This window comes from Microbacterium sp. bgisy203 (assembly GCF_965345155.1).
Classification (GTDB): domain Bacteria; phylum Actinomycetota; class Actinomycetes; order Actinomycetales; family Microbacteriaceae; genus Microbacterium.
On the sequence record NZ_CBDRLZ010000004.1, the window covers coordinates 72,011 to 98,580 of the forward strand.

At 69.2% G+C, this 26,570-nt stretch carries 20 protein-coding genes and 1 pseudogene; 8 read left to right on the forward strand and 13 right to left on the reverse strand.

All coding sequences use genetic code 11. The annotated features are described in order from the left end of the window. Positions 1-41: 41 nt before the first annotated feature. The 4 genes from ACRVYW_RS08160 to ACRVYW_RS08175 are packed head-to-tail and all read left to right on the forward strand — an operon-like array spanning position 42 to position 6,870. Complete coding sequence (locus tag ACRVYW_RS08160) at positions 42-1,517, forward strand: DUF3375 family protein (RefSeq protein ID WP_431803480.1); 1,476 nt, start codon at positions 42-44, stop codon at positions 1,515-1,517. Next, complete coding sequence (locus tag ACRVYW_RS08165) at positions 1,507-2,220, forward strand: DUF4194 domain-containing protein (RefSeq protein WP_431803482.1); 714 nt, start codon at positions 1,507-1,509, stop codon at positions 2,218-2,220. Before ACRVYW_RS08160 ends, ACRVYW_RS08165 begins: the two co-directional genes overlap by 11 nt. Beyond that, a complete protein-coding gene (locus ACRVYW_RS08170; protein WP_431803484.1) occupies positions 2,213-5,617 on the forward strand; it encodes an ATP-binding protein in 3,405 nt (1,134 codons plus the stop codon). The genes ACRVYW_RS08165 and ACRVYW_RS08170 overlap by 8 nt, the downstream gene beginning before the upstream one ends. Beyond that, the gene (locus tag ACRVYW_RS08175) at positions 5,614-6,870 is read left to right on the forward strand and encodes a Wadjet anti-phage system protein JetD domain-containing protein (protein WP_431803486.1); all 1,257 of its coding nucleotides are present in this window, start codon (positions 5,614-5,616) and stop codon (positions 6,868-6,870) included. The genes ACRVYW_RS08170 and ACRVYW_RS08175 overlap by 4 nt, the downstream gene beginning before the upstream one ends. A gap of 237 nt (positions 6,871-7,107) precedes the next feature. Here ACRVYW_RS08175 and ACRVYW_RS08180 read toward each other — a convergent pair whose 3' ends face one another. Together ACRVYW_RS08180 and ACRVYW_RS08185 are read right to left on the reverse strand one after the other, a co-directional pair. Next, positions 7,108-7,245, reverse strand: a complete 138-nt coding sequence (locus tag ACRVYW_RS08180) for a hypothetical protein (protein WP_431803488.1) — start codon at positions 7,243-7,245, stop codon at positions 7,108-7,110. A 72-nt stretch (positions 7,246-7,317) separates the two neighbouring features. Then, positions 7,318-8,106, reverse strand: a complete 789-nt coding sequence (locus ACRVYW_RS08185; RefSeq protein ID WP_431803491.1) for a hypothetical protein — start codon at positions 8,104-8,106, stop codon at positions 7,318-7,320. Between the two features lie 139 nt (positions 8,107-8,245). Here ACRVYW_RS08185 and ACRVYW_RS08190 point away from each other — a divergent pair, with 139 nt between their 5' ends. After that, positions 8,246-8,887 carry a DUF262 domain-containing protein gene (locus ACRVYW_RS08190; RefSeq protein WP_431803493.1) on the forward strand — a complete coding sequence of 214 codons (642 nt, stop codon included), beginning with the start codon at positions 8,246-8,248 and terminating at the stop codon, positions 8,885-8,887. Positions 8,888-9,022: 135 nt separating this feature from the next. On the opposite strand, the gene kdpB is transcribed toward ACRVYW_RS08190, so the two are convergent. From kdpB to ACRVYW_RS08220, 6 genes and pseudogenes are all read right to left on the reverse strand, one after another. Beyond that, complete coding sequence (kdpB, locus tag ACRVYW_RS08195; protein WP_431803495.1) at positions 9,023-11,200, reverse strand: potassium-transporting ATPase subunit KdpB; 2,178 nt, start codon at positions 11,198-11,200, stop codon at positions 9,023-9,025. A gap of 1 nt (position 11,201) precedes the next feature. Continuing rightward, positions 11,202-12,894, reverse strand: a pseudogene (gene kdpA, locus ACRVYW_RS08200) (potassium-transporting ATPase subunit KdpA). Next, complete coding sequence (locus ACRVYW_RS08205) at positions 12,894-12,983, reverse strand: potassium-transporting ATPase subunit F (RefSeq protein WP_431803497.1); 90 nt, start codon at positions 12,981-12,983, stop codon at positions 12,894-12,896. Before ACRVYW_RS08205 ends, kdpA begins: the two are co-directional and overlap by 1 nt. Positions 12,984-13,331: 348 nt before the next feature. After that, positions 13,332-14,735 (reverse strand): NAD(P)/FAD-dependent oxidoreductase, encoded by a 1,404-nt coding sequence (locus ACRVYW_RS08210; protein WP_431803499.1) that lies wholly within the window; start codon positions 14,733-14,735, stop codon positions 13,332-13,334. Between the two features lie 7 nt (positions 14,736-14,742). Continuing rightward, positions 14,743-15,195, reverse strand: coding sequence for a Fe-S cluster assembly sulfur transfer protein SufU (gene sufU, locus ACRVYW_RS08215; protein WP_431803501.1), 453 nt, complete (start codon positions 15,193-15,195; stop codon positions 14,743-14,745). A gap of 11 nt (positions 15,196-15,206) precedes the next feature. Then, complete coding sequence (locus tag ACRVYW_RS08220) at positions 15,207-16,460, reverse strand: SufS family cysteine desulfurase (protein ID WP_431803854.1); 1,254 nt, start codon at positions 16,458-16,460, stop codon at positions 15,207-15,209. A gap of 165 nt (positions 16,461-16,625) precedes the next feature. Here ACRVYW_RS08220 and ACRVYW_RS08225 point away from each other — a divergent pair, with 165 nt between their 5' ends. Next, the gene (locus tag ACRVYW_RS08225) at positions 16,626-17,570 is read left to right on the forward strand and encodes a hypothetical protein (RefSeq protein WP_431803503.1); all 945 of its coding nucleotides are present in this window, start codon (positions 16,626-16,628) and stop codon (positions 17,568-17,570) included. A gap of 264 nt (positions 17,571-17,834) precedes the next feature. Here the strand turns inward: ACRVYW_RS08225 and ACRVYW_RS08230 are convergent, their stop codons facing one another. Beyond that, positions 17,835-19,886 (reverse strand): APC family permease, encoded by a 2,052-nt coding sequence (locus ACRVYW_RS08230; protein WP_431803505.1) that lies wholly within the window; start codon positions 19,884-19,886, stop codon positions 17,835-17,837. A 50-nt stretch (positions 19,887-19,936) separates the two neighbouring features. On the opposite strand from ACRVYW_RS08230, the gene ACRVYW_RS08235 reads away from it, so the two are divergent. After that, positions 19,937-21,016, forward strand: coding sequence for a VanZ family protein (locus ACRVYW_RS08235; protein ID WP_431803507.1), 1,080 nt, complete (start codon positions 19,937-19,939; stop codon positions 21,014-21,016). On the opposite strand, the gene ACRVYW_RS08240 is transcribed toward ACRVYW_RS08235, so the two are convergent. The 4 genes from ACRVYW_RS08240 to ACRVYW_RS08255 form a co-directional block, all read right to left on the reverse strand. Continuing rightward, the gene (locus ACRVYW_RS08240) at positions 21,001-21,849 is read right to left on the reverse strand and encodes a hypothetical protein (protein ID WP_431803509.1); all 849 of its coding nucleotides are present in this window, start codon (positions 21,847-21,849) and stop codon (positions 21,001-21,003) included. The two genes, ACRVYW_RS08235 and ACRVYW_RS08240, sit on opposite strands and share 16 nt — an antisense overlap. After that, entirely contained in the window at positions 21,846-23,069 is a 1,224-nt protein-coding gene (locus tag ACRVYW_RS08245; protein WP_431803511.1) for an amidohydrolase, read from the reverse strand. The genes ACRVYW_RS08240 and ACRVYW_RS08245 overlap by 4 nt, the downstream gene beginning before the upstream one ends. A gap of 91 nt (positions 23,070-23,160) precedes the next feature. Further along, complete coding sequence (locus ACRVYW_RS08250; RefSeq protein ID WP_431803513.1) at positions 23,161-24,198, reverse strand: LacI family DNA-binding transcriptional regulator; 1,038 nt, start codon at positions 24,196-24,198, stop codon at positions 23,161-23,163. A 1-nt stretch (position 24,199) separates the two neighbouring features. Continuing rightward, the gene (locus ACRVYW_RS08255) at positions 24,200-25,924 is read right to left on the reverse strand and encodes a glycoside hydrolase family 13 protein (RefSeq protein WP_431803515.1); all 1,725 of its coding nucleotides are present in this window, start codon (positions 25,922-25,924) and stop codon (positions 24,200-24,202) included. Between the two features lie 63 nt (positions 25,925-25,987). Here ACRVYW_RS08255 and ACRVYW_RS08260 point away from each other — a divergent pair, with 63 nt between their 5' ends. Then, complete coding sequence (locus ACRVYW_RS08260; RefSeq protein WP_431803517.1) at positions 25,988-26,506, forward strand: adenine phosphoribosyltransferase; 519 nt, start codon at positions 25,988-25,990, stop codon at positions 26,504-26,506. Positions 26,507-26,570 lie beyond the last annotated feature (64 nt).

Genomic DNA, 26,570 nt, shown 5'->3' on the forward strand with positions numbered 1-26,570 from the left:
TTGCGGACAGACTCGTCATGCTTGGCCTGGGGGAGGTGTAAGTGAGCAGCATCGTCGCGGAACACAGTCGCGTGATCGCGGCTTTCGAGGAGCCAACGCTGTCTCTGCTGCGGGGGAATCTCGCACCAGTGAACGTCGCGATTCTTCGCTCGGGGTTCCCGCGGGACTCGAAGACTCAGCCGACTGCCCGCTTGCACCAGATGGTGGACGCACTCCTCAGAGAGCTTCGCGAGCGAGGGATCTCCCACGTCCCGGATGGAGATGGCAGAGAGGTGTGCATGGGGTGGGTGCGCCGGCGGTGGCTGACCCGTGACGTCGACGGACAGAGCTACACGCTCACGTCCTACGCGATGCAAGCGCTCGGCCTGGTGCAATCCCTGACGCGAGACCGGGTGAATCTGTCCGAACACCGCATCAAGAACATCGTGGAGACCGCGAACCGGTTGAACGCCGCATCCAACCCCGACCGTGGCGCCCGCATCGCCCGACTGCGCGCGCAGATCGCGCAGCAGCAAGCGGAGTTGGAGCGGCTCGAGGCGGGGGAGCCGATCGCCCCGGTCACCGCCGACTTCATCCTCGAGGGGCTTGTCGAGCTGCAGGATCTCGTTTCGGGTCTCCCCATTGAGTTCGCCCGTGTGGGTGAGGTCGTCGAGGCATTGCAGGACCGGTTGCGGGAGGACTTCCGGGCAGACGAGCGACCGCCCGGGGAGATTGTCGCTGACTTCCTGGTCCGCGCAGACGACCTGACGACCGCGACACCGGAAGGGCGCGCGTTCGAGGGGGCGTTCAACCTGCTGGATGACGATGCGCTCACCGATCAGCTTCGCTCAGACATCACCGCGCTGGTCGAGCATCCCGACATCTCTCCGGTTCTCACTACCGCGGAGAAGCAGACGATGATCGGGATCGTCCGCGTCGTGCGCGACGGAGCGCGAGACACGATGGCGAAGATCGTCGACACCATCGAGACTCTGAACACCTTCATCCGATCGCGGAACATCTCCGAGGATCGTGAACTGGACAGGGTGCTGATGCAACTGGAAGCCGGCCTGAGTGCGTGGATGCAGACAGCGGGGCCACGAGAAACAGTTCCAGTTCAGATGCTGCCCGACGGGTTGGACATCCTGCACCTGAAGGAGAAGCTGTATGACCCCGCCTCGGATGTTCCTCTCGACCCGCTCGAGGACGGCGCCGAAGAGGATCGCCCGGAGTCCATGTCACTCGATGAGCTTCGCCGCTACGGAGGACCGCACCTGGACGCGCTTCGCGGTGCGCTCGACGAAGCTGCAGCATCGGACGGCGAGTGGACCATCGGTGCAGACCTCTTCCCCCGGCTCGCGGCTGACGAGCGGCGGCCCGTGGACGCGCTGGGTATCCTGCACCTGATCGCGGACCGTGAAGACCTCGTGCGCACGGGCACGCACGAGGCATACGTGACTCGCCGGCCCGACGGTACCGAACAGGTCCTGCTGCTGCCGCAGATCACCCGGACGCGGAGGCTCGACGATGACCAGTGAGTTCCAGGAGCTCGACGACGCGGTTGCCGAGCTGTCGGTCGATGATTTGACCGACCGCACGCCAGAGGACCTCTATGACGAGCCTGAGCAGGAAGTCGACGACGACTTGTCATCGGTGGAGTTCGATGGTGACACCGGGACGCTCGTCGCCGAGGTCCGGTCTGCGCTCGTCGCCGTCCTCAACGAGCGCTTCATCACCAGCGACACGCACAAGAAGGAGTGGCAGACGCTCACCGCCGCCCACGCGCAGGTGAAGTCGAGACTCAACGACATGTATCTCGACCTCGAGTATGACGCCAAGTACGAGGTCGCGTTCAAGGTGCAGGTACGTAACGCCGACAGCACACGTGGTTTCCCCGCGTTGTTGCGGGCGATGACCTGGAATCGGGACCAGACCGCCGTGCTCGTCCACTTGTGCCTCACCCACCGGGACCAGACTTCAAGCGGGGCGAGCCGCGCAGTCGTCTCAAGGAGCGACATTCACGCATTCATCGGCGGCAACCGTCCGAAGACAGCGACCGATCAGTACATGGATGCCGGCCGAGTCAATCGCGCGATCGATGCGGTCGCCGCCGCCGGACTTCTCGACAAGACGGCAGAGGACGGCGTGTACACGATCTCGCCGGCACTGCCTCGACTGCTGCCCCTCACGAGGCTGCGCGAACTGGTCACCTACTTCACGGAGGCAAACGACGATGAGTGAAGTCTCCGCAGGCATCCCGCTCCTGCCGAGCTCGCAGTGGCGGATCGAGCAGATTCAGCTCGTCAACTGGGGCGGTTTCCACCAGCGCACGGCAACGTTCGCGTTCCACCCCGAGACGACCATCGTCACCGGCGCATCCGGTGTGGGGAAGTCCACGGTCCTTGACGCCTACCTTGCGCTCATGATGCCCTCCGACGTCCCTTTCAACGGTGCTTCGAACGCAGCGACCGTGGGGCGTGCGAGGGGGGCAGAGCAGCGGAGTGTACTGACCTACCTGCGTGGGAAGACCGATGACACTGTCGAGGATGGTGTCACCGTCGACAAGGTGCTGCGCGGCCAGGGCAAACCCACCTGGGGAGCGATCGCGGCGACCTTCATCGCCGAGACGGGAGACCGGTTCACGGCCATGCGCGCGTACTTCGTCCCGGTGGGCGTGGCCCGAGACGGCGACGTCGTCAAGCGGATGATGACGATTCCCGGGTCGTTCGAGATCCGTCAGCTTGGCGAGTTCGCCCGCGTGGGTTCCGAGTCGTACCCGGCAAAGGCGATGAAGCAGAAGTGGTCGGAGTTGCGCATATATGGCTCGTACGGAGAGTTCTCGCACGCGCTGTTCTCGAGGCTCGGGATCGGGCAGGGCGGCGACGGGGCGAACGCGCTCGCTCTGCTCGCCCGCATCCAGGCCGGAACGATGTCGCCGACCGTCGACGACCTCTACAAACGGCTCGTCATCGAGATCCCGGAGACGTTCCGTGTCGCCGACGAAGCCATCGCGACATTCGATGAACTCGACGAGATGTATCGGAAGATGGAGACCTCCCAGCACCAGGCAGATCTCCTGGCGCCGGTGCCCGACCTCTATGAGGAGATGGTCGCCGCGCAGCGCGACATCGCGCAGGCGCGCGCACTCGGAGCGATCGACGACGACAACACCCCGGCGGGTCTCTGGCGTCTTCGCACCCACTCCGCCATCCTCGAGCGCGAAGACGGCCTGCTCCGCGAGCGGGCCGCCGCGCTCCAGGAGCAGCTCCGTACCGCGACAACGGCCACCGACGAGGCGGAGCGGTTGCTCGACGTCGCGAAAGCCGACTACGACGCCGGCGGCGGGGACCGCGACAGGCAGCTCACGGATGAGATCACTCGGTACGAACAGGCGGCCGAAGGTCGCCGCGGGATGCGCGCGCGACTCGATGACGCTCTGGCCGATCTCGATCGCGTCGTCGACAGGGAGGGCGACCTTCTCACGATCCACTCCGAAGCCCGCGCATTCCCTGAGCGCGCCGCGGGGCTGAAGGCGGAACTCGAGAGCAAGCGCGAGCAGATGATCCGCGACGAGCACCCGCTCGGCGAGGAGCTCAAGAGCGTCCGGGCGGAGCTCCGCTCGCTCGAAGGCCGCTCTGGTCGCGTGGACGCATCGATGGACGCTCGGCGCCGCGAGGCCGCTGACGCAGCCGGACTCGACGTGGCCGACCTCCCCTTCGTCGCCGAACTCATCGACGTTGCTGATGGAGAGGACCGGTGGCGGGGCGCGATCGAGACGGTCCTGTACGCGAGCGCGCGGATCCTGCTTGTGCCCGGCGAGCACCTTGAACGCTTTTCCCGGGCCATCGACCCGATCCGGTCGTCAGTACGGCTGAACTTCGAAGGCGTTGAACGCAGTGTCGTCGCGCACACCGCGCCTATGGACCCGCAGCGGATTGCCGGCAAGTTGGACTACCAGGACTCTCCGTACCAGGCATGGGTCATCGAGCATCTCAGCTCACCGGCCAGGAACGCCCTGTGCGTCTCGAGCACGGATGGACTCGCTGGTGAAGGTCTCCGCGTGACGCCCTCGGGTCAGACACGACAACGACGGCGAGGGGCGCACGGAGGGAACACAGCGCGCCCGATCATCGGATTCGACAACGCCGGCCTGAAGGCGTCGCTCGAGGCGCAGCAGAAGGACCTTCGTGCGCAGCTAGCAGAGTCCGAGCGGGCTAGGGCGCGGGTCGCCGCGGAAATCCAGGCAGTCGACAAGCAGCACGCCGCCTACCTCCGCACCCTCGACTTCTCGTGGGTCGACGTTGATGTGGACACGCCGATCCGTCACATCGCCGAACTGCGTGCGCTGCAGGAGAAGCTGCTCGCCGACGACGGCGTCCTCGCCGTGCTGAAGAAGCAGGTCGAAACCCTGTCCGCGGTAGCCGACAGCGCCCGACGCCTACAGCACTCGCTCGAGGGCAAGCTCTCAGAAGTCGCAGACAAACGAAGCGCCTTGGCGGACATGATTGACACCGTCAACGACGCCCTGTGGCCCCTCGAGGAGAACGGATCAGTGGTGCTCGACGAGGCTCTATCGACGACCCTCGACCAAGCATGGGAGCGCGCACTTGCGAGCGAGGCGCCGACGAGTGGGACCTGGAAGACAGACCTGCGACGGCTCGAACGAGCCCTCGCCGATGGGGTCTCACGCGCAGCCGAGAAGGAAGCGTCGAGCCGCAAGCAGATCGAGCGCGCCTTCGAACAGTTCCAAGAGCGATGGAACGACCCGACGCGCGGTCAGACGATTGACTCCTACCGCGAGTATGTCGCGATCCTCGACGAGATCCAGCGCGTCGGGATCCACGAACAGCGTGAGCAATGGCGCAAGACTGCGCTGCAGTGGAGCGGAAGGAGTCTTCGACTGCTGGGCAGCGCGATGAGCTCCGCCGTCGACGACATCCAGGCCCGCCTCGACGCCGTCAATGCGATCCTCGAGCGCCTGCCCTTCGGGCCCACGGATGGACGCTTAAAGATCGACCTGCGACGCCTCGCGCCGCAGACGGTCACAACGTTCCGTCGCGAGCTGGACGGGTTGAAGAAGCTCGCTACGCAGGGCGCGCCTGAGGAGCAGCTCGTACAGCGGTTCACGCAGATGAGAGTGTTCGTTGCCAAGATCCGCAAGCGCGACGACCCGGCGCTCACCGCTGAGCTTCGAGCTCAAGTCGTCCGCGAGGAGATTCTCGACGTGCGACGACATGTGGAGATCACTGCGAAGCAGTACGCCGATGCGCGCGACGCGGATCCCGTCGCCGAGTACTCATCGCTCGCAGGTAAGAGTGGCGGAGAGATGCAGGAGCTCGTCGCGTTCATTGTCGGAGCCGCGCTTCGGTTCCAGCTCGGCGACGAACTCGGCCATCTCCCACGGTTCGCCCCGGTGTTCCTCGACGAAGGTTTCATCAAGGCGGACTCCGAGTACGCGGGCCGGGCCGTCGAGGCATGGAAGGGACTCGGGTTCCAGCTCATCATCGGGGCGCCGTTCGACAAGTACACCGGGCTCGAACGCCACGTCGCCCAGACCGTCCTCGTCTCGAAGAACCGCCAAACGGGACATTCATTCGTCGACCACGCCTACCACCAACGACAAGAGAGCGTCGCGTGAAGACGGTCGCAGAGGTCGAACGACGCGTCCGACTGCACGTGACTGAGCGGTGGGCCGACGAGGTCGCCTCGGAGAGCACGGGAGAGCAGAAGTGGTGGCCGCGAGCGTACCCGCTTGGCCGCCCGGACGCCGACATGCTCGAAACCGGATTCGGCGACCTCATCGAACTCGTGGATTCTTGGCGAACGCAGGCAACCGCATGGGGTGCGGAAGTCGCAGAGCGGAACATCCGTGCTGACGGCACCGCCTATCCGATGCCGTCTCACATCGTCATTCCCAGCATCGATGTGGCGGCCGCCATCGCCGGGCCCGGCTGGACGGCGCGGCTGGCCCGTGGGCGTGAGTACGGCAGGATCATCGACGCCCAGTTCCCTCATCGCCGAGACGTCCTGGCTCGCACGATTCTCGCGACGGCGGATTGGACGCGCGTGGACGTCGGGCTCCTCGCCCAAGCGGCCTCATGGTTCGAGCAGCACCCCAGATCGGACCTCAGCCCCAGAGAGGTTCCGCTCGAGGGGCTCCACACCAAGTGGCTCGAGTCCCGCACGCAGACCGTCGCGCGCCTCGCTGGCCTCAGCGACCTCGGGCTGCACCCGCCTCACCCTTCCCGCATCCACTTCACATACCTCGACCCGGCACACCTAGAAGCAGGCAACCGACGGCACGACTCCGCAACGGTCGGAGACGCATTCAAGCCGGCGTACCCGCCGCAGATCGTCATCATCTGCGAGAACAAAGACACCGCGATCCATTTCCCACAGGTGCGTGGAGCGATCGCGGTTGAAGGCGCGGGGTCGGGCGCTGGGGCGTTCGCAGATACCGACTGGCTTCGCCAGGCGCCTTTGGTCATCTACTGGGGCGACATGGACGCCGACGGACTCCGGATCCTCGCCCAGTTCCGCGACGCCGACATACCTGCGCGGTCGCTGTTCATGGACATTCCCTCGTATGAGAGGTGGGAGTTATACGGGACGAATAGCGACAAACGCGGGAATCCGATCGCCGCCGATCGCCGTCCCGCGCCCGCCAACCTCGAACACGACGAGCGGGCGTTGTACGAACTGCTCAACGACCCGTCGTCCGCGAGGTACCGACGTGTGGAGCAAGAGCGAATCCCGCTCGACATCGCGTCCGACATCGTGCGGCGGCTGCAGGCCCAGATTGATATCCAGACGAATGCTGCGGAGCAGCTGTCTGACGCTCAGCGAACGCTCCCTTCAGGGCGCGGCGCGCGCTCGACTCCCATGATCTGAGCGCGCTTCTCGAATCGCGGACTTCGTTATCAGTACGTGGCTGGCGGCGGATTGTGTCGGAGCTTCCTCACCTGATCTCGAGCCGCACTGGGATCACACTCGGCGAGGAGTCGTGACGGCTTCGTGTCGGACGGCCGCTGACGATGTCAGCGGTGCGGCATCCCCCGACATCAGCCGAGGTCCGATTGTGAGTTGGTGCAACGGCTCGTTGCACAATTCGAGGCGGGTGATGATGGCCTAGTAGCTGTCCTTCTCCCAGAAGATGTACTCCTGGTCGTCGTCGGTGAGGCCCCATTCGATGCCGATCGACCGCAGCCAGGCGTTCATCAGTCGACAGAGATCGGCCAGCACGGCGCCGAGCTCGTCGGTGGTCATGGGCTCGTCCACCGGCTGGAGCCGGTGGGAGGTCAGGCTCCAGGCGTCCCAACTGTCTTCGACGTAGTCGGTTCAGCCCGCGGGCACGGGGTTGGGGCGGCGGGGCTTGCCGTTCTCGTCGAGGCCGAGTTCGGGGGCGAGGTAGGCGAAGACGCGGATCAGCCCGTTCGCGGCGTTCAGGGTCCTGTAGGCGGCGTCACCGATATCGGCGCGCCAGGTGCGCTGGGCTTCGTTGAGCTCGGCGCGCAGGTGCGCGATCGCGTCGGTGAGGTGGTCGACGTGGTGCAGCGGCGACGGCGCGTGGACGGCGGTGTATTGCTCGATGCGGTTGTCGTCGACGTGCGCGGCGAGCGGCTTGCGGCAGGCCGCGTCGCTCTTACTCAGGCCCTCGACGTCCTGGTAGGCGTCCGCGTCCTCGCCGCGCAGCCGCAGCGCGGCATGCCCGGCCTCGTGCCGGCTCAAGTGCTCGGCCGCGGCGATCACGTGGGCGATGAGCGCCTCGACAGACTCGACGTCCTCCCGGGTGGCGAACAGGACGTTCGCGGAGACCACGATGTCGAACTTGCCGTCATCGTGCGGGAGAGTGATAGCCCCGGCATGACCGGCGCCGCGGTCAGTGGTGTAGGGGTTGTCGTCCGCGCGTTCGGTGACCCGGTTCACGGTCGCGACCATGTCGCCCGTGAGCGTCAACCGCCACAGCGACGTGTCCGGGAGCAACTCGACGATCCCCGTCACCAGCGTCTGCAGCAGTCCCTGCTGCTCGATCATGAACGACAACGCGCCGGCCAGCTCCGGGTCGTCGTAGTCCTCGGAGAATCCGTCGAGCGAGATGCTGATCGGTGGTGCGGGAGTGTCGGTCATCACGGCCACCATAGACGCCACCGCCGACATCAATTCCTCGTCGTGAAGGACGTGCCAGCGACAGAAGCCCAATCGATCGGGTTGCCGCCCTCGCCAGTTTGGTCGCGGGACCGTCCGCCCTCATCGATAGTGTTTCCGCGTGGGCCACAAAGAACCGATGACAATCGCTACCGCGCTCAAGCTGATCCAGAAGAGCGAGTTGATCCTCCCCGCGATCCAGCGTGAGTACGTCTGGAAGCCGTCGCAGGTCATCAAGATCTTCGACTCCGTTCTGCGCGGATACCCGGTCGGCAGCTTCCTGTCCTGGAAAGTCGCGCCGGAAACCGTAGGCGCATTCAAGTTCTACGGGTTCTTGAAGGACTACAGCGGCTACGACAAGAAGCACAACCCGGTGGTCGACATCCCGACCGACCGCGAGGTGATCGCTGTTCTCGACGGCCAGCAGCGGCTCACCTCGCTGAACATCGGACTACGGGGCACCTACGCCTACCGCAATCCGCGCGCATGGGCGAACAAGGCATGGTCATACCCCGAGCGACGGCTTTATCTGAACCTGCTCGGCGAGGCGCCCGAAAACGAGGCCGGCCTGAAGTACCACCTTGCGTTCCTCACTAAGGAGCAGATCACGCAAGCCGCTGAGGACGACACGAAGAAGTGGTTCCCTGTGAGCGACATCTTCGACGCCAGCGAGGCCTACCAGATGGCGCAGATCCCTGTGAAGTACGGCGTCGGCAACGAGGCCAAAGCTGAGAGGGCAGCACGAGCTGGCCGATCAGGGTGATGAGCAGGGTGTAGGCGACGCCGAGGACGAGGGTCGCGACGAGCATCGCGCGGGACGCGACGCCGGTGGTGCGCAGGGTGGCGCGGATGGTGGCCATGAAGTGCTTCCTTTGATGGAGAAGTCGGCGGGTCGGGTTCAGAACCCGGGGATGAGACTGACGACCAGATCGATCAGCTTGATGCCGATGAAGGGGGCGATGACGCCGCCGACGCCGTAGATCAGCAGGTTGCGGCTGAGCGTTTTCGACGCGCTCTGCGCGCGATACTTCACGCCGCGCAGAGCCAGCGGGATGAGGAACACGATGACGACGGCGTTGAAGATGATCGCGCTCGTCACGGCGGATGCCGGAGAGTGCAGCCCCATGATGTTGAGCGCCGCGAGGCCGGGGAACACTCCCATGAACATCGCCGGGATGATCGCGAAGTACTTCGCGATGTCGTTGGCGAGCGAGAACGTCGTGAGCGCGCCGCGGGTGATCAGCAGCTGCTTGCCGATGCGCACGATGTCGATCAGTTTGGTCGGGTCGGAGTCGAGGTCGACCATGTTGCCGGCTTCCTTCGCTGCCGAGGTGCCGGTGTTCATCGCGACACCGACATCGGCCTGCGCGAGCGCGGGGGCATCGTTGGTGCCGTCGCCGGTCATCGCGACGAGATTGCCGCCGCGCTGCTCGCGCTGGATGAGGGCCAGCTTGTCTTCGGGCGTCGCCTCGGCGAGGAAGTCGTCGACCCCCGCTTCCTTCGCGATCGCGGCGGCGGTGAGCGGGTTGTCGCCCGTGACCATGACGGTGCGGATGCCCATCGCGCGCAGCTCGTCGAACCGCTCGCGCAGACCCGTCTTGACGATGTCCTTCAGGTGCACGACGCCGAAGAGCGTCGCCGATGTCGCGACGACGAGCGGAGTGCCGCCCGCCTGCGCGATCGCCTCGGCCTCCGCGATCACCTGGGCGCGTACCGATGCCCCCAGCGTGACGCCTTCGGCATCCAGCCAGGAGAGCACGGCGGATGCCGCTCCCTTGCGCACCTGGGTGCCGTCGGCGAGGTCGACGCCGCACATGCGGGTCTGGGCGGTGAAGGGCACCGCCGTCGACCCCGCGGGCGCCTCGACGTGCACGCCCTGCCGGGTCGCGAGATCGACGATCGACACGCCCTCGGGTGTCGGGTCGGCCAGCGACGACAGTGCCGCCGCGCGGGCGAGGTCGGCGGCATCGACCCCGGCGAGGGCGACGAACTCGGAGGCCTGGCGGTTGCCGTAGGTGATGGTGCCGGTCTTGTCCAGCAGCAGGGTCGACACGTCGCCCGCGGCCTCGACGGCGCGCCCCGACATGGCGAGCACGTTGTGCTGCACCAGACGGTCCATGCCGGCGATGCCGATCGCCGACAGCAGGGCGCCGATCGTCGTCGGGATGAGGCAGACCAGCAGCGCCACGAGAACGGGCACCGACACCGGCGAGGCCGCATACGAGGCGATCGGATTGAGCGTCAGCACGACGACGACGAACACGATCGACAGGCTTGCGAGCAGGATGCCGAGGGCGATCTCGTTCGGCGTCTTCTGGCGCGAGGCTCCTTCGACGAGCGCGATCATGCGGTCGACGAAGGTCTGCCCCGGCTTCGAGATGATCCGCACGACGATGCGGTCGCTCAGCACGCGCGTGCCGCCGGTGACCGCCGACCGGTCGCCGCCCGATTCGCGTACCACCGGCGCCGATTCGCCCGTGATCGCGGACTCATCGACGGTGGCGATGCCGTGGACGATGTCGCTGTCGCCGGGGATCAGCTCGCCCGCCGTTACGACGACCACGTCGCCGAGGGTCAGCTCGCTCGATGCCTTCTCGGCGGTCGGCGCGTGCTCTGCGGCCGCGTCGGTCGCGGGATCGTACGCGCTGACGACGTGCGCCTTCGTGGTGGTGCGGGTCTTGCGCAGCGACTGCGCCTGCGCCTTGCCACGACCTTCGGCGACCGATTCGGCGAGGTTCGCGAAGACGACGGTGATCCACAGCCAGATCGCGATCCGCCATGTGAAGCCCCACGGCACCGTCGTGCCGCCGGACTGCTCGGGGCCGCCGAGGAACGGCTCGGCGACGGCGATGAGCGTCGTCAGCGCCGCCCCCACCCACACGAGGAACATGACGGGATCCCGCCACAGCGCGGCGGGGTTGAGCTTGCGCAGCGCGCCGGGCAGCGCCTTCGCGAGCTGGGCGGGGCCGAACGCGCGCGACGACGCGCGCGAGGGGGTGCGCGGCGTCTCGGTCGAGGCGCGGGATGCCTCGGCATCCGGCCCGGAGATGTTGCGCGATGAGGTGGTGAGGGACATGTCAGACGAGACCTTCCGCCAGGGGACCCAGCGTGAGAACGGGGAAATAGGTGAGTGCAGTGACGACGACCGCGACGACGGAGAGGAGTCCGACGAACTGGGGCCGATGGGTGGGGAGGGTGCCGACGGTGGTCGGAACCTTCTCCTGCGCCGCGAGCGATCCGGCGAGGGCGAGGGCGAACACGATCGGCACGAAGCGTCCGAGCAGCATCGCGACGCCGAGGGCGGTGTTGAACCAGGGCGTGTTGGCGGTGAGGCCGGCGAACGCCGAGCCGTTGTTGTTCGCCGCCGAGGTGAAGGCGTAGAGCACCTCGGTCATGCCGTGCACGCCGGGGTTCCAGATCGACGTCGTGGTGACATCGTCGCGGATCGCCGGGATCGCGAAGCTCAGGGCGGTGCCCCCGAGCACGAGGGCCGGGGTCACGAGGATGTAGAGGCTCGCGAGGGTGATCTCGCGCGGCCCGATCCTCTTGCCGAGGTACTCCGGGGTGCGGCCGATGAGGAGCCCCCCGACGAACACGGCGATCACGGCGAGGATCAGCATGCCGTACAGGCCCGTGCCGACGCCGCCGGGGGCGACCTCGCCGAGCATCATGTTCACCAGCGGCATCATCCCGCCCAGTGCGGTGTACGAGTCGTGCATCGAGTTGACGGCGCCCGTCGAGGTGCCCGTGGTCGCGCTGGCGAACAAGGTCGAGCTCCAGATGCCGAAGCGCGCCTCCTTGCCCTCCATCGCTCCGCCGGCCAGCTTGGGGGGCGGTGCCCGCGGCACGCAGCTCCAGCCACGTCACGATGGTCAGAGAAGCGAGCAGCAGGCTGCCCATGACGGCCGCGATGGCGTAGCCCTGGCGGTTGTCGCCGACCATGCGGCCGAACGTGCGCGGCAGCGAGAACGGGATCGCGAGGATCAGCAGGATCTCGATCACGTTCGTCCACGGCGTGGGGTTCTCGAACGGATGCGACGAGTTCGCGTTGAAGAAGCCGCCGCCGTTCGTGCCGAGCTCCTTGATGACCTCTTGCGATGCGACAGGGCCGCCCGGGATGGTCTGGGTGCCGCCGGTGATCGTCGTGACGTCGGTGAAGCCGGTGAAGTTCTGGACGACGCCGCCGATGATCAGGACGATCGACATCACGATGGCGAGGGGGAGCAGCACGCGACCGACGCCGCGCACGAGGTCGACCCAGAAGTTGCCGATCGTCGCCGAACCGCGACGCGCGAAACCGCGCACAAGCGCGACCGCGACGGCGATGCCGACGGCGGCCGAGACGAAGTTCTGCACCGCAAGGCCTGCGAGTTGCACCGTGTAGCCGAGGGTCACCTCGGGCGAGTAGCTCTGCCAGTTCGTGTTCGTCACGAACGAGACGGCGGTGTTGAACGCGAGTCCCTCCGGCACCGCGGGAAGGCCCAGCGAGTACGGCAGGAAGGCCTGCAGGCGCTGGAGGAGGTAGACGAACACCACGCCGGCGAGCGAGAACAGCAGCACCCCACGGGTGTAGGCCTGCCAGGTCTGTTCGGCCGAGCCATCCACCCCGATGACGCGGTAGACGCCGCGCTCGGCACGGGAGTCGCGGGGGCTCGTGAAGACGCGTGCCATTCCGTCTCCGAGGGGGCGGTAGATGAGCACGAGGGCGAGGATCACTGTGGCGATCTGCAGGATGCCTGACCAGATCGAGGCGCTGTCGGTGCCCGTCATCAGAAGTGCTCGGCCTTCACGAGCGCGACCACGAGGTACACGATGGCGGCGACGCCGAGGGCGGCGGCGAGGAAGGAGAAGAAGATCATTTGAGCTTCTCCACCCCCCGGGCGATGAGCGCGACGAGCCCGAACAGGGCGAGCGTCGCGAGGAGGTAGACGATGTCGATCACGGGATCCGATACAACTCCCGCGCCCGGGAGTCGCCGGGCATCCTCACGGTTTCCATACGCCGGGCGCGGCGGCCCTCACGCGTTCCATGCGGAGCTCGGACTCCCGCACGGGCGATGGAGCCGACCCGTTCCGAAAGCAGGGCGAACCGACCCGGGCGGGCGTCGGGCGCCGGCCATCGGCCGATCGGCCCTGCTTTCGTGACGGGGCCGGGTCAGCCGGTGATCGTGACGGGGCTCGACTCCGGCGTGCCGGAAGCGTCCCGGGTCAGCCGGCGTCTTCGGCGGCGGCCGCGTCGACCGCCTGGCGCTCGGCGGGCGAGAGCCTGCGGCGCTGCGCCTTCGAGGGGCGGATGGCGGGGACGTCGCCCACGATCGGCACGGGCGCGCGGTGCAGCCGCGGCCCGTAGCGGGCGACGAGACCGACCATGACCTGCAGCTTGTTGCGGGGGCCGAGCAGGCTCGAGATGTGCACGAACAGCCACACGAACCAGGCGGGGCGGCCGGTGAGCGGAACGATGTGGCGCAGCAGCGGCACGCGCTGCAGGATGCCGAGGCGGTGGAGCACGGGGAGGTTCGCGATCCCGGGCACCTCGCCGACCGCCGACCGGCGCCCGATGATCGCGAGTTGGCCCTTGTCGTAGTACTCGAACGGCTCGGTGGGCTCTCCGGCGAGGAGCCGCTGGATCTGCCGCGCGACGTGCGCGCCGCCCTGGATCGCGGGTTGGGCGAGCTGCGGCAGGTCCTGCGGCGTCTTCGCGACGTCGCCGGCGGCGAACACACGCGGGAGGCCCTGCACCTGGAGATCGTCGCCGACGAGAATGCGGTCGCCGGCGTCGAGCGGCAGGCTCCACTCGCGCACCTCTTCGTGCGGCGCGACACCGGTCGCCCAGATCGTGAGGTCCGACGGGAGCACTTCGCCGTCCGAGAGCCGCACCGAGTCGGGGCACACCTCTTCGACGCCGGCGCCCAGGCGGACCGTCACGTCGCGCCGCCGCAGCTGCTTCTGCGCGTAGGTGCGCAGCTTGGGCAGGAACGGCTTCAGGATCTCGCTGCGCTGCACGAGCGTGATGCGGAACGCGTCGCCCTCGAGCTCGGGATAGGCGGGTTCGAGGCCCTGATCGCGCAGCTCCGCGAGCGCACCCGCCATCTCGACGCCGGTGGGGCCGCCGCCGATCACCACGACCGACAGGCCCTTGTCGCGGTCGGGCTTGACCGCGGCGCGCTCGAGACGTGTGAACAGGGTGTCGCGGATCGCGATCGCCTGCGACCGCGAGTACACCGCGAAGGAGTTCTCCTTCGCCCCCGGCGTGCCGTGGTAGGCGGTGGTCACGCCGTTCGCGAGCAGGAGGTAGTCGTAGGGCATCTCCTGCCCGTCGAGCAGGCGCACGGTCCGCGCCTCCGTGTCGATCTCCATGAGGTGCTCGTGCACGACGTCGAGGTTCGGCTGGCGGATGCGCAGGCTCCGCAGGAAGTGCGTCACGTCGCCCGGGTTCAGCCCGCCGGTCGCGACCTGGTACAGCAGCGGCTGGAACGTGTTGTAGATGCGCCGATCGACGAGCGTCACCCGCACGGGAGCTTTCCGGAGGGCGCGGGCGGCGCTCACGCCGGCGAATCCGCCCCCGATGATGACGACGTGCGGCAGGTGGGACGCGGCCTCGGGATGACTCATATCGCGCTCACGCCTTGGCGATCGCGTCTTCGAGGGCCACCCACGCGAGCATGGCGCACTTGACCCGCGCCGAGAACTTCGAGACGCCGGAGAGGGCCGCGGCGTCTCCGTACACCTCCTCGTCGAGCTCGAGCTGCCCGCGTGAGCGCAGCGCCTCGCGGAAGCCTTCGACGAGCGTCACGATCTCGGTACGGCTGAGGCCCTCCTCGGCGACGAGGTCGGCGAGCATGGATGCCGACGCCTGCGAGATCGAGCACCCGCGTCCCTCCCAGGTCACGTCGGCGACGGTCTCGCCGTCGACGCGGGCGCGGAGGGTGATCTCGTCGCCGCACACGGGGTTCTTCTGGTACGAGGTGCCGCTCGATCCGGGCTGGGCGTCGTCGGCGGCGAGGCCGAAGTGCTGCGGGTGCTTCGAGTGGTCGAGGATCAGCTCGCGGTAGAGGGCGTCGAGGTCGCTCATGCGTCAGACTTTCAGACTCCGAAATAGGGACGGATGCCGCTGGCGGCATCGAGGAACGCGTCGACGTCGTCGACCGTGTTGTACAGGGCCGCGGAGGCGCGGACGCTGGCGGTCACGCCGTAGCGCGCGTGCAGCGGCGCGGCGCAGTGGTGGCCGACGCGCACGGCGATGCCGCGGGAATCGAGGAACTGGCCGGCGTCGTGCGCGTGCACCCCCGCGACGTCGAACGACCAGAGGCCCACGCGCTCTCCGGGCGCATCGCCCAGCAGGCGGATGCCGGGGATCTCGACGAGTCCCGCGCGCATGCGGTCGGCGAGCATGCGCTCGTGGGCGTGCACTTTCTCGAGGCCGACGCCGTCGAGGTAGCGCACGGCCGCGGCGAGTCCGATCGCCGGCCCGATGGGCTGCGTGCCGGCCTCGAATCGCTGCGGCGGCGGCAGGTACTCGGCGCCGTCGAGCGTCACGGTCGTGATCATCGAGCCACCGGTGAGGAACGGCGGCATCGCCTCGAGCACCTCGCTACGGCCGTAGAGTCCGCCCACGCCGTAGGGGCCGAGCATCTTGTGGCCGCTGAAGACCGCGAGGTCGACGCCGAGAGAGGGGAGGTCGAGGGGCAGGTGCGGCGCGGACTGGCAGGCATCCATCACCGTCAGCGCGCCGACCGACCGGGCGAGCGCGACGAGCTCGGCGACCGGGTTCACGATACCGAGCACGTTCGAGACGTGCGTGAACGCGACGATGCGGGTGCGCGCGCCGATGATCTCGGCGGCCGCCGCCAGGTCGAGGGTGCCGTCGTCGTGCGCAGGGATGTGCCGGAGGACCGCGCCCGTGCGGGCGGCGAGCTCCTGCCAAGGGATGAGGTTCGCGTGGTGCTCAATCGCCGTCGTCACGATCTCGTCGCCGGGACGCAGGGCAAGCTGGGCGGATGCCGGGGCGCCGCGTCCGATCGAGGCGTTGCCGATCGAGTACGCCACGAGGTTCAGGCCCATCGTCGCGCCGCTCGTCCAGACGAGCTGGTCGGGCTGCGCCCCGACGAAGCCCGCGACGGTCGCCCGCGCGTCTTCGAACAGGTCGGTCGCCTCGGCGGCGAGGGTGTGTGCGCCGCGGTGGACGGCGGCGTTATGGCGCAGCAGGAACTCCCGCTCGGCGTCGAGGACCGGCAGCGGCCGCTGACTGGTCGCCGCCGAATCGAGGTAGACGAGGGGATGCCCGTTCACCTCCTGATCGAGGATCGGGAAGTCGGCACGCAGGGCCGCGGCATCCAGGGGTTCGCTCTCGCGCGTCGCGTCGTCCGAACTCGGGGTGCCGTGCGCCGGCGCGGCGGTCGGGGTCGGGGAAGTCACGCCTTCTAGGCTACGCCCCGCCGATGGGGTGGGATCCGGGGGTGGCGGGTCGGGTGTCCGGGGGCGCGGGTGTGCGACGCTGGGGCGATGACCGATCCCTCCCCTTCGCTCGATGCCCTGATCCGGACGGCCGCCGATCGCGAGCGGTACCGCTCGCTCGGGGCGAGCCTCGCGGCGGCGCAGGAGTTCGCGGCGACGCGTGCCGCCGAACTCGCCGACCTCGAGGCACGCCTCGCCGTCGAAGAGGCCGACGTCCGCCGCATCGAGGGGATGTCGCCGACGCGGCTGTGGGCGACGCTCCGCGGAGACGCCGACGAGCGCGCCGCGACCGAACGCGCCGAGCGCGATGCCGCGGCGCGCGCCGTCGCGGGCGCGCAGGAGCGCAAGCGTTCGGCGGATGCCGAGGCCCTGCGCATCGGCGCGGAACGCGCGGCCCTCGGAGATGTCGAGGAGGCCTTTGCGGCGGCGCTCGCTGCGCACGAGGCCGAGCTGCGCGCCGCAGGGGACGCGGGGGAGCTGACCGAGATCGCCGCGAGCACCGGGGCGGCGAGCGACGAGAAGCGCGAGATCGCGGAGGCCGTCGCGGCATCCGTCGCCGCACGGCAGGCGCTCGCGGTCGCGGTGCGCGCCCTCGACAGCGCGGGCGGGTGGTCGACCTACGACACGTTCTTCGGCGGAGGGTTCGTCGCCGATCTGATGAAGCATCAGCGCCTCGATGAGGCGACCGCCGCGTTCGCCGGCGTCAACCGCGCCCTCGAGCGGCTGCGCGTCGAGCTCGCCGACATCGGCGGCGGCGCGGTGCGCGGCGTCGAGATCTCGCAGGAGCTCGCCGTGTTCGACGTCCTGTTCGACAACATCCTCAGCGACTGGATGGTGCGCGACCGCATCACGGCCGCGCAGGCCGAGGCATCCGATCTGGATGTGCGTCTGACCCGTCTCGAAAGCGATCTCGCCGCGCGATCCGCGGCGGTCGACGCGCGCCTGGACGACCTGGCGCGTCGCCGCGAAGGCGTGCTGCTCGGGCGCGGCTGATGTGCTCCACCGGGTGCGCAGGGCGCTTTGCTCGGTGAGGCTGCGTTCGGTGAGGCTGTGTTCGGTGAGGCTGCGTTCGGGCGCCACTTTTCTGTTCGGGCGCCACAGTTCTCTGGCGCCCGAACAGCGATGTGGCGCCCGAGATCCGGGGTGCTCAGGAATGTGGCGCCTGAACAGCAGACAGGCGCCCGAGATCCGGGGCGCTCAGGAATGTGGCGCCCGAACAGCGATGTGGCGCCCGACCCGAGACGGGATGCCGGAGGCTCAGGCCTCGTCGTCGGTGTGCGAGACCAGGCCGTACGACGAGATGCGGCCGGCGCGGTCGTCGCCGGGCATCGGGCGCGAGCGGCGGCCGTAGATGACCTCCGACGAGTCGAGCAGCCACGGGACGAGCGTGATCTGCACGCCGTGGACGAGCATCAGCTGCTGCGCGATGCGGCGGGCGCGCCGGTTGTGCAGGAACGTCTCCCACCAGTGCCCCACGATGTACTGCGGCAGGTAGACGGTGACGACCGACGAGCCGTGCTTCTGGCGGTACTCGGTGATGAACTGCGCGAGCGGGGTCGCGTACTGCCGGTAGGGCGACTCGATGACGAGGAGCGGAATCGGCATCCGGTGGTATTCCCACTCCTCCTGGACGGTGCGGGCATCGTCGGCGCTCACGGCGATGTGCACGGCGAGGGTCTTGTCGTGCTTTGCGGCCAGGGCGTAGTCGATGGCCTTCGCGACGGGCTTCTGGAGCTTGCCGACGAGGACGATCGCGACGTCGCCGGTCGCCCCGAAGTGCACGTCGTCGTCCATCGTGATCTCGTGCTCGACGTCGCGGTAGTAGCGGTGGACGCCGACCATGAGGAAGGACAGCACCGGGATCGCGAGAAAGACGAGCCATGCGCCGTGCGTGAACTTCGTCACCGTCACGATGACGAGCACGACGATGGTGAACGTCGCGCCGAGCGAGTTGATGAAGAGACCCGTCATGGCCGCGCGGCGCTCGCCGACCGCCCGTTTCGGGAGAAGGCGCAGCTCGCGTCGCCAGTGCTTGACCATGCCGAGCTGCCCGAGCGAGAACGACACGAACACGCCGATGATGTACAGCTGGATCAGGGTCGTCAGTCGCGCCTGGAAGACGATCAGGACGGCGATCGCCGCGAGGCCCAGGATGATCATGCCGTTGGAGTAGACGAGACGGTCGCCGCGCGTGTTGAGCGCCTTCGGGGCGTAGCCGTCGCGCGCGAGCACCGACCCCAGCAGCGGGAAGCCGTTGAACGCCGTGTTGGCAGCGAGGAGAAGGACGCACGCCGTCGCCGCCTGGATCACGAAGAACGCGATGCTCCCCTCGCCGAAGGTCGCCGCGGCGACCTGGGCCATGAGGCTCGGCTGGATCGCGTTCTTGCAGTCGAAGCCGACGAGGTGGCACGGGTTCTCGGAATAGTGCACTCCGGCCACGAGTGCGAGGAGCGTGAGCCCCGCGAACATCAGGATCGCGATCGATCCCATGAGCACGAGCGTCGTCTGAGCGTTCTTGACCTTCGGGCGGCGGAAGGCGGGGACGCCGTTCGAGACCGCTTCGACGCCCGTGAGGGCGGAGCAGCCGCTCGAGAAGGCGCGGAGGATGAGCAGGAACACCGCCGCCTGCGAGATGTCCTGGGCCTGTACGGCGTACTGGGCGCTCGATGCCGTCGGGGGGTCGCCGAGGCTCCAGCGGATGAGCCCGACGACGATCATGAGCAGCACCGACCCGATGAAGAGATAGGTGGGGATCGCGAAGGCGGTGGATGCCTCGCGGACGCCGCGGAGGTTCACGAGGATGATGAGGATGACGAAGCCGACCGCGAGTTCGACCCGCCACGCGGCGAGTCCCGGCAGCGCGGAGATGATGTTGTCGACGCCGGATGCCACCGACACCGCGACCGTGAGGATGTAGTCGACGAGGAGCGCCGCCGCGACGATGACGCCGGCCTTCTCGCCCAGGTTCGTGCGCGCGACCTCGTAGTCGCCGCCGCCGGAGGGGTACGCCTTGATGAGCTGGCGGTAGCTGAGGACCACGACGATGAGCAGGGCGACGACCGCCGCGGCGACCCACGGGCTGAAGGCGAGGAACGCGGTGCCGCCGATGAGCAGGATCATCAGGAGCTCCTGCGGCGCGTAGGCCACCGACGACAGGGCGTCGGAGGCGAAGATCGGCAGCGCCATCTTCTTCGGCAGCAGCTGCCCCTCGAGCTCTTCGCTCGTCAGAGGCTCCCCGATGAGGATGCGTTTCGCGATCGGAGCCTCGTCTGCCCCGACGCGTTCGTCGTCAGTCACGGCGGGCGACATTACGCCTCCCGTGACCTGCGCGCAATCCAGGCGCCTGCAAGGATCGAGGCATGGGCAACGAGGTGTATTCGGGAGCGGTCGCGATCGGCCTCGGCGCGCTCGTCGGCGTGGCCCTGTTCGTCCCGTTCGTCGCCCTCAGCTACCGGCGCCGCGGGGGTCTCACGATCGGCCGATTCCTCCTCTGGGCGGCGGCGCTGGTCTACTTCCTCGCGATCTGGACGTACACGCTGCTGCCGCTCCCCGACAGCACGGACTACGTCTGCGCGGGCGTGAACCTCGACCTCACGGCATTCCTCGACGACCTCCGTTCGGCGCGGAGCGTCACCGACTTCGCGGTGCTCCAGCTCGCGCTCAACGTGCTGCTGTTCGTGCCCCTCGGCTTCTTCCTGCGCGTGCTCGGCGGGCGCGGGATCGTCGTGGCTCTCCTCGTCGGCTTCGGCGTCTCGCTCGCCATCGAGACGACACAGCTGACCGGCGTCTGGGGGCTCTACCCGTGCGCCTACCGTGTCTTCGACGTCGACGACCTGCTCACGAACACGGTCGGCGCGCTCCTCGGGTCGCTCCTCGGGTTCCTCGTGCCCCGCGAGTACCGGGGAGCGGCGCAAGCGGCGGATGCCGGAGTGCCCCGCCCCGTGACCCGCGGCCGGCGTCTGCTGGCGATGGTGTGCGACCTGCTCGCGAGCGCGCTCGTGGGATTTGCGGCAGGCGTCGCGGTGCAGGTGTGGCTGCAGTACGTCGTCCGTGACCGGGCCGCCGTCGTCGCGGGCGATGCGGCATCCGTCGCCACCGCGGTCGTGCCGCTCGTCGTGTGGGCGATAGCGACCCTCGCGACGGGCCGGACGCCGGGCGACGTCACCGTCGAACTCCGCTACACGGGCGGGCCGCTCCCGCGCCCGTTCGCACGCGTCCTCCGATTCGTCGGCGGCATCGGCGGATACCTGCTGCTCGGGCTCGTGCCGGAGGGGTGGCAGTGGCTGTCGTTCGTGTTCGCCGTCGTCTCGCTGATCCTGGTGTTCACGACCTCGCGGGGGCGGGGGCTCCCCGGCATCCTGTCGGGGCAGGAGGTCATCGACGCGCGCGAGCGTGCACCCCGCGCCGGCGCCGGGAACGCGCGTCAGAGGCTCGAGTAGCGGTAGTACAGCACCGCCGTCACGACCGAGCCGTCGGTGTCGGCGAACGTGCTGTACTGCAGCGGATCGTCGCCGGCCGAGCGTTCCTGGTCGAAGACGAAGCGGATCGCGCCGACGTTGCCGCGCGGGATCTCCTGGTCGGGGCCCGCGGCGCGCACGGCGGCGATCGGCATCCCGATCTCGAGTCCGTGCTCGGCCTCCATCGCGATGCCGCCGACCTCGTTGCGCGAGAACAGCACGTACGAGGGCTGGGGGTACGTGTCTCGCGTCGCGCCGCCGGTCGACTCGATCATGTCGAAGAGCAGGAATCCGTCCCACTGATACACCGTGTAGTCGGGATAGTGCGTGCCGTCGCCCGGCTCGACGCGCTGCGTGGGCGCCGCACCGAAGGCCTCGGTGAGCGCGTCGACGGCATCCTGCGCGTCGTCTCGCCACGCGTACGTGAAGACCTCGTCGCCGTCCTCGTCGGTGAGGACGAAGCCGGTGCCCGAGAACGTCATTGCCGTGGGTGGGCCGACCTCGTCGGTCGCTGTGGCCGTCGGCGTGGGCGCGGGGCTCGCGGTGCCCGGCTCGCTCGTCGGCGGCGCGGGGGCGGGCTGCGCGTCGCCGCTCGGGCGGGTGAGGGCGATGGCGAGGGTCACGATGACCGCGATGAGCAGGATGCCGGCGATGATCCCGAGGATCAGGGGGGTGCGGGAGCCGCCGCCGCTGCCCGGCTGCTTCGGGGTCCTCGGGGGCTTCGGCTCTTTGGGGGGCGTGGGCTGCTTCGCCGGCTTCGGTGCCGGTGTCTCGTTGCCGCTCGGCTCGGGGACGCCCAGGTCGGCCCAGCTCATGCGAGGAACTCCCGCGCCGCCGCGACGAGCGCCTCGACGCCGCGTTCGATCGTCGGGTGGAGGACGGGCGCGAAGAACGGCGAGTGGTTGGTCGGGATGTCCTCGTTGATCGTGCCGTGCGCTTCGGCATCCGCATACTCCTGCGGGTCGACGCCGCCCCAGAACCAGTACACGAGCGGGACGCCGGCCTCGCGCGCGAACCACGAGACGTCCTCGCTGCCGGTGAACATGCCCGGGTCGACGACCGACTCCTCGCCGAACGCGCGCGACCAGGCCGCGACCAGGCGCGCGGTCGCGGCCGGGTCGTTGATCGTCGGGGGGAGCGAGTGGTCGACGGTGATCGTCGGCTCCTGCTCGGCGCCCGAGGCCGCCGCCTCGGCGCGGACGACCCGCTCGACGCGGGCGAGGACGTCGACGCGGGCCTCGTCGTCGGGGTAGCGGAGGCTGAGCTCGAGCTTCGCCTCGGCCGGGATGATGTTGTTCTTCAGGCCCGCGTGGATCGAGCCGACCGTGACGACCGCCATCTCGCGCGGGTCGACCTCGCGGGAGACGACCGTCTGCAGGCGCATGACCGTCGCCGCCGCCATGACGACGGGGTCGATCGTCGCGTGTGGGCGCGAGCCGTGGCCGCCGCGGCCGTGGAGGAGGACGGTGAGCCCGTCGGATGCCGCCATCTGCGTGCCGGGGCGGACGCCGACCTGGCCGGCCGGGAGGGGCGTGAGGTGCTGGCCGAGGACGATGTCGGGCTTCGGAAACCGGTCGAGCACGCCGTCGGCGATCATCGCCTGCGCGCCCGCGCCGTACTCCTCGGCGGGCTGGAAGACGGCGACGACGGTGCCCGACCACTCGTCGCGGGTGGCGACGAGGCGCTCGAGGGCGCCGAGCATCGCGGTGACGTGCATGTCGTGCCCGCACGCGTGCATGACGGGGACGTCGGTGCCCGCCGGGTCGGTGCCGCGAGCGGTGGAGGCGTAGGGGAGCCTGGTCTGTTCCTCGACGGGGAGCCCGTCCATGTCGGCGCGGAGCCAGACGACGGGGCCGTCGCCCTCCTTCGCGCCGGTGACCGTCGTCGCGACGCCGGTCTTGCCGATGCCCTCGACGTAGTCGAGGCCGAGCGCGGCCAGTTCGCGGGTGATGACGCCGGCCGTCCGGGTCTCCTGGAAGGAGAGCTCCGGGTGCCGGTGCAGGTCGATGTACAGGGCCTCGAGATCGATGCTCATGCTCCGAGCCTACTTTCCCGCCCTCTGCCCTCGCCCTTTGGCCTCGCCCTCTGCCCGCGCCCTCTGCCCGCGAGCCGGCGGGGCGGGTCGGTCAGGAGGGTGGGGCGGTGGTGGCCCGGGGGACCAGGTGGAAGGGCAGGGATGCCTCGGTAAGGGGAGCCTCGGGGGGTCGCCCGGCATCGACCCCCCCGACCCCGAGCGCGGCGAGGACGGCGGCGCCCACCCGCTCGCCCTGAGCGTGCGGGAACTGGTCGATCGTCGTCAGGTCGAACAGCGCCGCGAGGTCGTGACCGTCGACGCCGATCACCGAGAGGTCGCCGGGCACCGACAGCCCACGGTCGCGCGCGGCGGCGAGCACCCCGTAGGCCATTTCGTCCGAGGCGGCGAACACCGCCGTCGGCGGTTGAGGTTCCGAAAGCAGGGCCGATGCGGCCCGGCGCGCGCCGGAGACCGTGAAATCAGCCTCGACGAAGCGGGCCGTGACGGTTGACCCTGCTTTTCGTGCCGCCGCGACGGCGTCGTCGAAGCCTTGGCGGCGGCGCGTGGGGATGTCGAGGGCCTCGCGCCCATCCCTGCGCGAGAGGCCGATGTGCGCGATGTCGCGATGGCCGAGCGCCAGCAGATGCTCCGTCGCGAGCCGCCCCACGGCGGTGTCGTCGACGCGCAGGCCCGGCAGCTCGGCGCGGGGGACGCCGAGCCCCACGACCGGCAGGCCGAGAGACGAGAGGCGCGCGACCTCGGCATCCGACAGCTCCACCGACAGCACGATGAGGGCGTCCACCCGCCCGCGACGCAGGGCCGTGTCGAACAGGCGCCGGCGCTGCGCCTGGTCATCGGTCAGGTTGTAGAGCGTGATGTCGTAGCCGTGCGGGGCGAGCACCGAGGCGATGCCGTCGAGCACGGTCGCGAAGAACCATCGGTCCATGAGCGGCACGACGACGCCGATGTTCTCGGCGCGGCCCGAGGCGAGGCTCGACGCGGTGGCGGATGCCACATAGCCGAGCTCCTCGGCCGCCGCCCGCACCCGCTCGCGGGTCTCCTCCGACGTCCGCCCGCGCCCGCTGAGGGCGCGTGACACGGTCGCCGTGGAGACCCCGGCGGCGCGGGCGACGTCGTCGAGGCTCGGCATGTCAGCCGGCGTGCATCCAGACGGCCGTGTCGACGGGCAGCTCGCTGCCCTCGAACGGCTCGCTCGCGACGAGCACAGTCCCCGCGGGGAGCGGGACGGCGGCATCCGACGCATTCGCGATGACGGTGATGCCGCCCGTGCGGAACGCGAGCACGTCGTCGCCGTAGCCGTCGAGCCACTCGAGACCGGTGGGCGCCGCCGCGCCGAGGCCCTCGGCGGCGCGCGTCGCGAGCAGGGTGCGGTAGAGCCACAGCGTCGATTCGGGGTCCTGCTCCTGCACGTCGCGGGCGAGGGTCGCCCACTCCGCCGGCTGCGGCAGCCACGATGCGCCGGTCTCGTTGAAGCCGTAGGCCGGGGCATCCGCCGTCCACGGGATCGGCACGCGGCATCCGTCACGGCCGTAGCGCTCGCCGTCGGTGCGGAACCACGTCGGGTCCTGACGGACCTCCCCCGGCAGGGCGATGACCTCGGGAAGCCCGAGCTCTTCGCCCTGATACAGGTACGCCGATCCGGGCAGGGCGAGCATGACGGTCGTCGCGGCGCGGGCGCGGCGCAGGCCCACCTCGGGGATCGGCTGTCCGGGGGAGTCTGGTCCGATGCCGTGACCCTGCGGGTTCTCGGCCGTCAGCGCGAGCCGCGACGCGTGCCGTACGACGTCGTGGTTCGAGAGCACCCACGTCGCGGGCGCACCCACGGCGGGGAAGGCGCGCAGCGACTCGGAGATCACCTCGCGGATCGCCGGGGCGTCCCACTCGGTCATCAGGTAAGGGAAGTTGAACGCCTGGTGCATCTCGTCGGAGCGCACCCATTCGGCGGTCCGGTCGACCGTCGGCAGCCACGCCTCGGCGCACAGCGGGCGGTCGCCGTCGTACTCCGCGAGCACCCGGTGCCAGTCGCGGTAGATCTCGTGCACGCCGTCCTGACCCCAGTACGGCACGTCGTCATCGTCGCCGCCCATGCTGTCCCCGTGGGCCGTGTCGGGGTCGACGGCCGGCACGTGGTCGGGGAGGCCGTCGGTCTTCACCAGGCCGTGCGCTACGTCGACACGGAACCCGTCGACGCCGCGGTCGAGCCAGAAGCGCAGGATGCCGCGGAACTCCTCCTGGATCTCGGGGTTGGCCCAGTCGAAGTCGGGCTGCGTCGTGTCGAACAGGTGCAGGTACCACTGTCCGGGGGTGCCGTCGGGGTCGGTCGTGCGGGTCCACGCGGGGCCGCCGAAGACGGACTCCCAGTTGTTCGGCGGCAGTTCGCCATTCTCGCCCGCCCCGTCGCGGAAGAGGTAGCGGGCGCGCGCGGCGTTGCCGGGCTCGGCGGCCAGCGCCTCCTGGAACCAGACGTGCTGGTCGGAGGAGTGGTTCGGGACGAGGTCGACGATGACGCGGATGCCGCGGTCGTGCGCGGCGGCGAGCATCTCGTCGAAGTCGGCGAGCGTGCCGAAGAGAGGGTCGATGTCGCGGTAGTCGGCGACGTCGTACCCGGCATCCTTCTGCGGCGACCGGTAGAAGGGGCTGAGCCACACGGCGTCGACGCCGAGGGCGCGGAGGTCGTCGAGGTGGGCGGTGACGCCGGCGAGGTCGCCGATGCCGTCGCCGGACGCGTCGGCGAACGAGCGCGGGTAGATCTGGTAGATGACGGCGGTGCGCCACCACTCGGCGCCGGGGCGGTTCTCGCCTATGGCGGGGAGGTGCGCGGGGGAAGCGGGTGGGGAGGTCAGCTGCGAACTCATCCCGACAGTCTAGTGTAAGCGCTTACGCACAGGGAATCCGGGCGGAGCGCGTACCCTGGGCAGGTGACCTCCGACGACCTCGCGCGCGCCGAATCCCTCATCGTGACGACCCCTGATTTCCCCGAACCGGGCGTGCTCTTCCGCGACATCACTCCGCTGCTCGCCGACGGACCGGCGTTCCGTGCGGTCGTCGATGCGGTCATCGCGCCGTTCGCAGGGCAGTTCGACGTCGTCGCGGGCATCGAGGCGCGCGGCTTCATCCTCGCGGGAGCGGTGGCGATCGCGGCGGGGGTCGGCATGGTGCCGATCCGCAAAGCCGGCAAGCTGCCGCGTCCCGCGGCATCCGTCGACTACGACCTCGAGTACGGCACCGCCACGATCCAGATGAGCGACGACCTGGCGCCGGGAACCCGCGTGCTGCTCGTCGACGACATCCTCGCCACCGGCGGCACGCTCCGCGCGGGCCACCAGCTCATCGCCCAGCTCGACCTCGCGCTCGCCGGCACCGCCGTCATCATCGACCTCGTCGAGCTCGGCGGGCAAGAGGTCTGCGGACCCGTGCACGCCGTGTTCCGGATGTGACGGGGCGCGCCGCGCCTCTCCGCTCGACCCGCTCCGCCCGACGCTCCTCGCCCGACCCGACTCG

Excerpts from the sequence above, each read along its gene's own strand:
- sufU (WP_431803501.1), bottom strand. The coding sequence starts at position 15,195 with ATGAGCGACCTCGACGCCCTCTACCGCGAGCTGATCCTCGACCACTCG.
- ACRVYW_RS08180 (WP_431803488.1), bottom strand. The coding sequence starts at position 7,245 with ATGACCACCGACGAGCTCGGCGCCGTGCTGGCCGATCTCTGTCGACTG.
- ACRVYW_RS08170 (WP_431803484.1), top strand. The coding sequence starts at position 2,213 with ATGAGTGAAGTCTCCGCAGGCATCCCGCTCCTGCCGAGCTCGCAGTGG.
- ACRVYW_RS08235 (WP_431803507.1), top strand. The coding sequence starts at position 19,937 with ATGGGCAACGAGGTGTATTCGGGAGCGGTCGCGATCGGCCTCGGCGCG.
- ACRVYW_RS08240 (WP_431803509.1), bottom strand. The coding sequence starts at position 21,849 with ATGAGCTGGGCCGACCTGGGCGTCCCCGAGCCGAGCGGCAACGAGACA.
- ACRVYW_RS08205 (WP_431803497.1), bottom strand. The coding sequence starts at position 12,983 with ATGATCTTCTTCTCCTTCCTCGCCGCCGCCCTCGGCGTCGCCGCCATC.
- ACRVYW_RS08255 (WP_431803515.1), bottom strand. The coding sequence starts at position 25,924 with ATGAGTTCGCAGCTGACCTCCCCACCCGCTTCCCCCGCGCACCTCCCC.
- kdpB (WP_431803495.1), bottom strand. The coding sequence starts at position 11,200 with ATGTCCCTCACCACCTCATCGCGCAACATCTCCGGGCCGGATGCCGAG.
- ACRVYW_RS08185 (WP_431803491.1), bottom strand. The coding sequence starts at position 8,106 with ATGACCGACACTCCCGCACCACCGATCAGCATCTCGCTCGACGGATTC.
- ACRVYW_RS08230 (WP_431803505.1), bottom strand. The coding sequence starts at position 19,886 with ATGTCGCCCGCCGTGACTGACGACGAACGCGTCGGGGCAGACGAGGCT.
- ACRVYW_RS08225 (WP_431803503.1), top strand. The coding sequence starts at position 16,626 with ATGACCGATCCCTCCCCTTCGCTCGATGCCCTGATCCGGACGGCCGCC.
- ACRVYW_RS08165 (WP_431803482.1), top strand. The coding sequence starts at position 1,507 with ATGACCAGTGAGTTCCAGGAGCTCGACGACGCGGTTGCCGAGCTGTCG.
- ACRVYW_RS08245 (WP_431803511.1), bottom strand. The coding sequence starts at position 23,069 with ATGAGCATCGATCTCGAGGCCCTGTACATCGACCTGCACCGGCACCCG.
- ACRVYW_RS08210 (WP_431803499.1), bottom strand. The coding sequence starts at position 14,735 with ATGAGTCATCCCGAGGCCGCGTCCCACCTGCCGCACGTCGTCATCATC.
- ACRVYW_RS08250 (WP_431803513.1), bottom strand. The coding sequence starts at position 24,198 with ATGCCGAGCCTCGACGACGTCGCCCGCGCCGCCGGGGTCTCCACGGCG.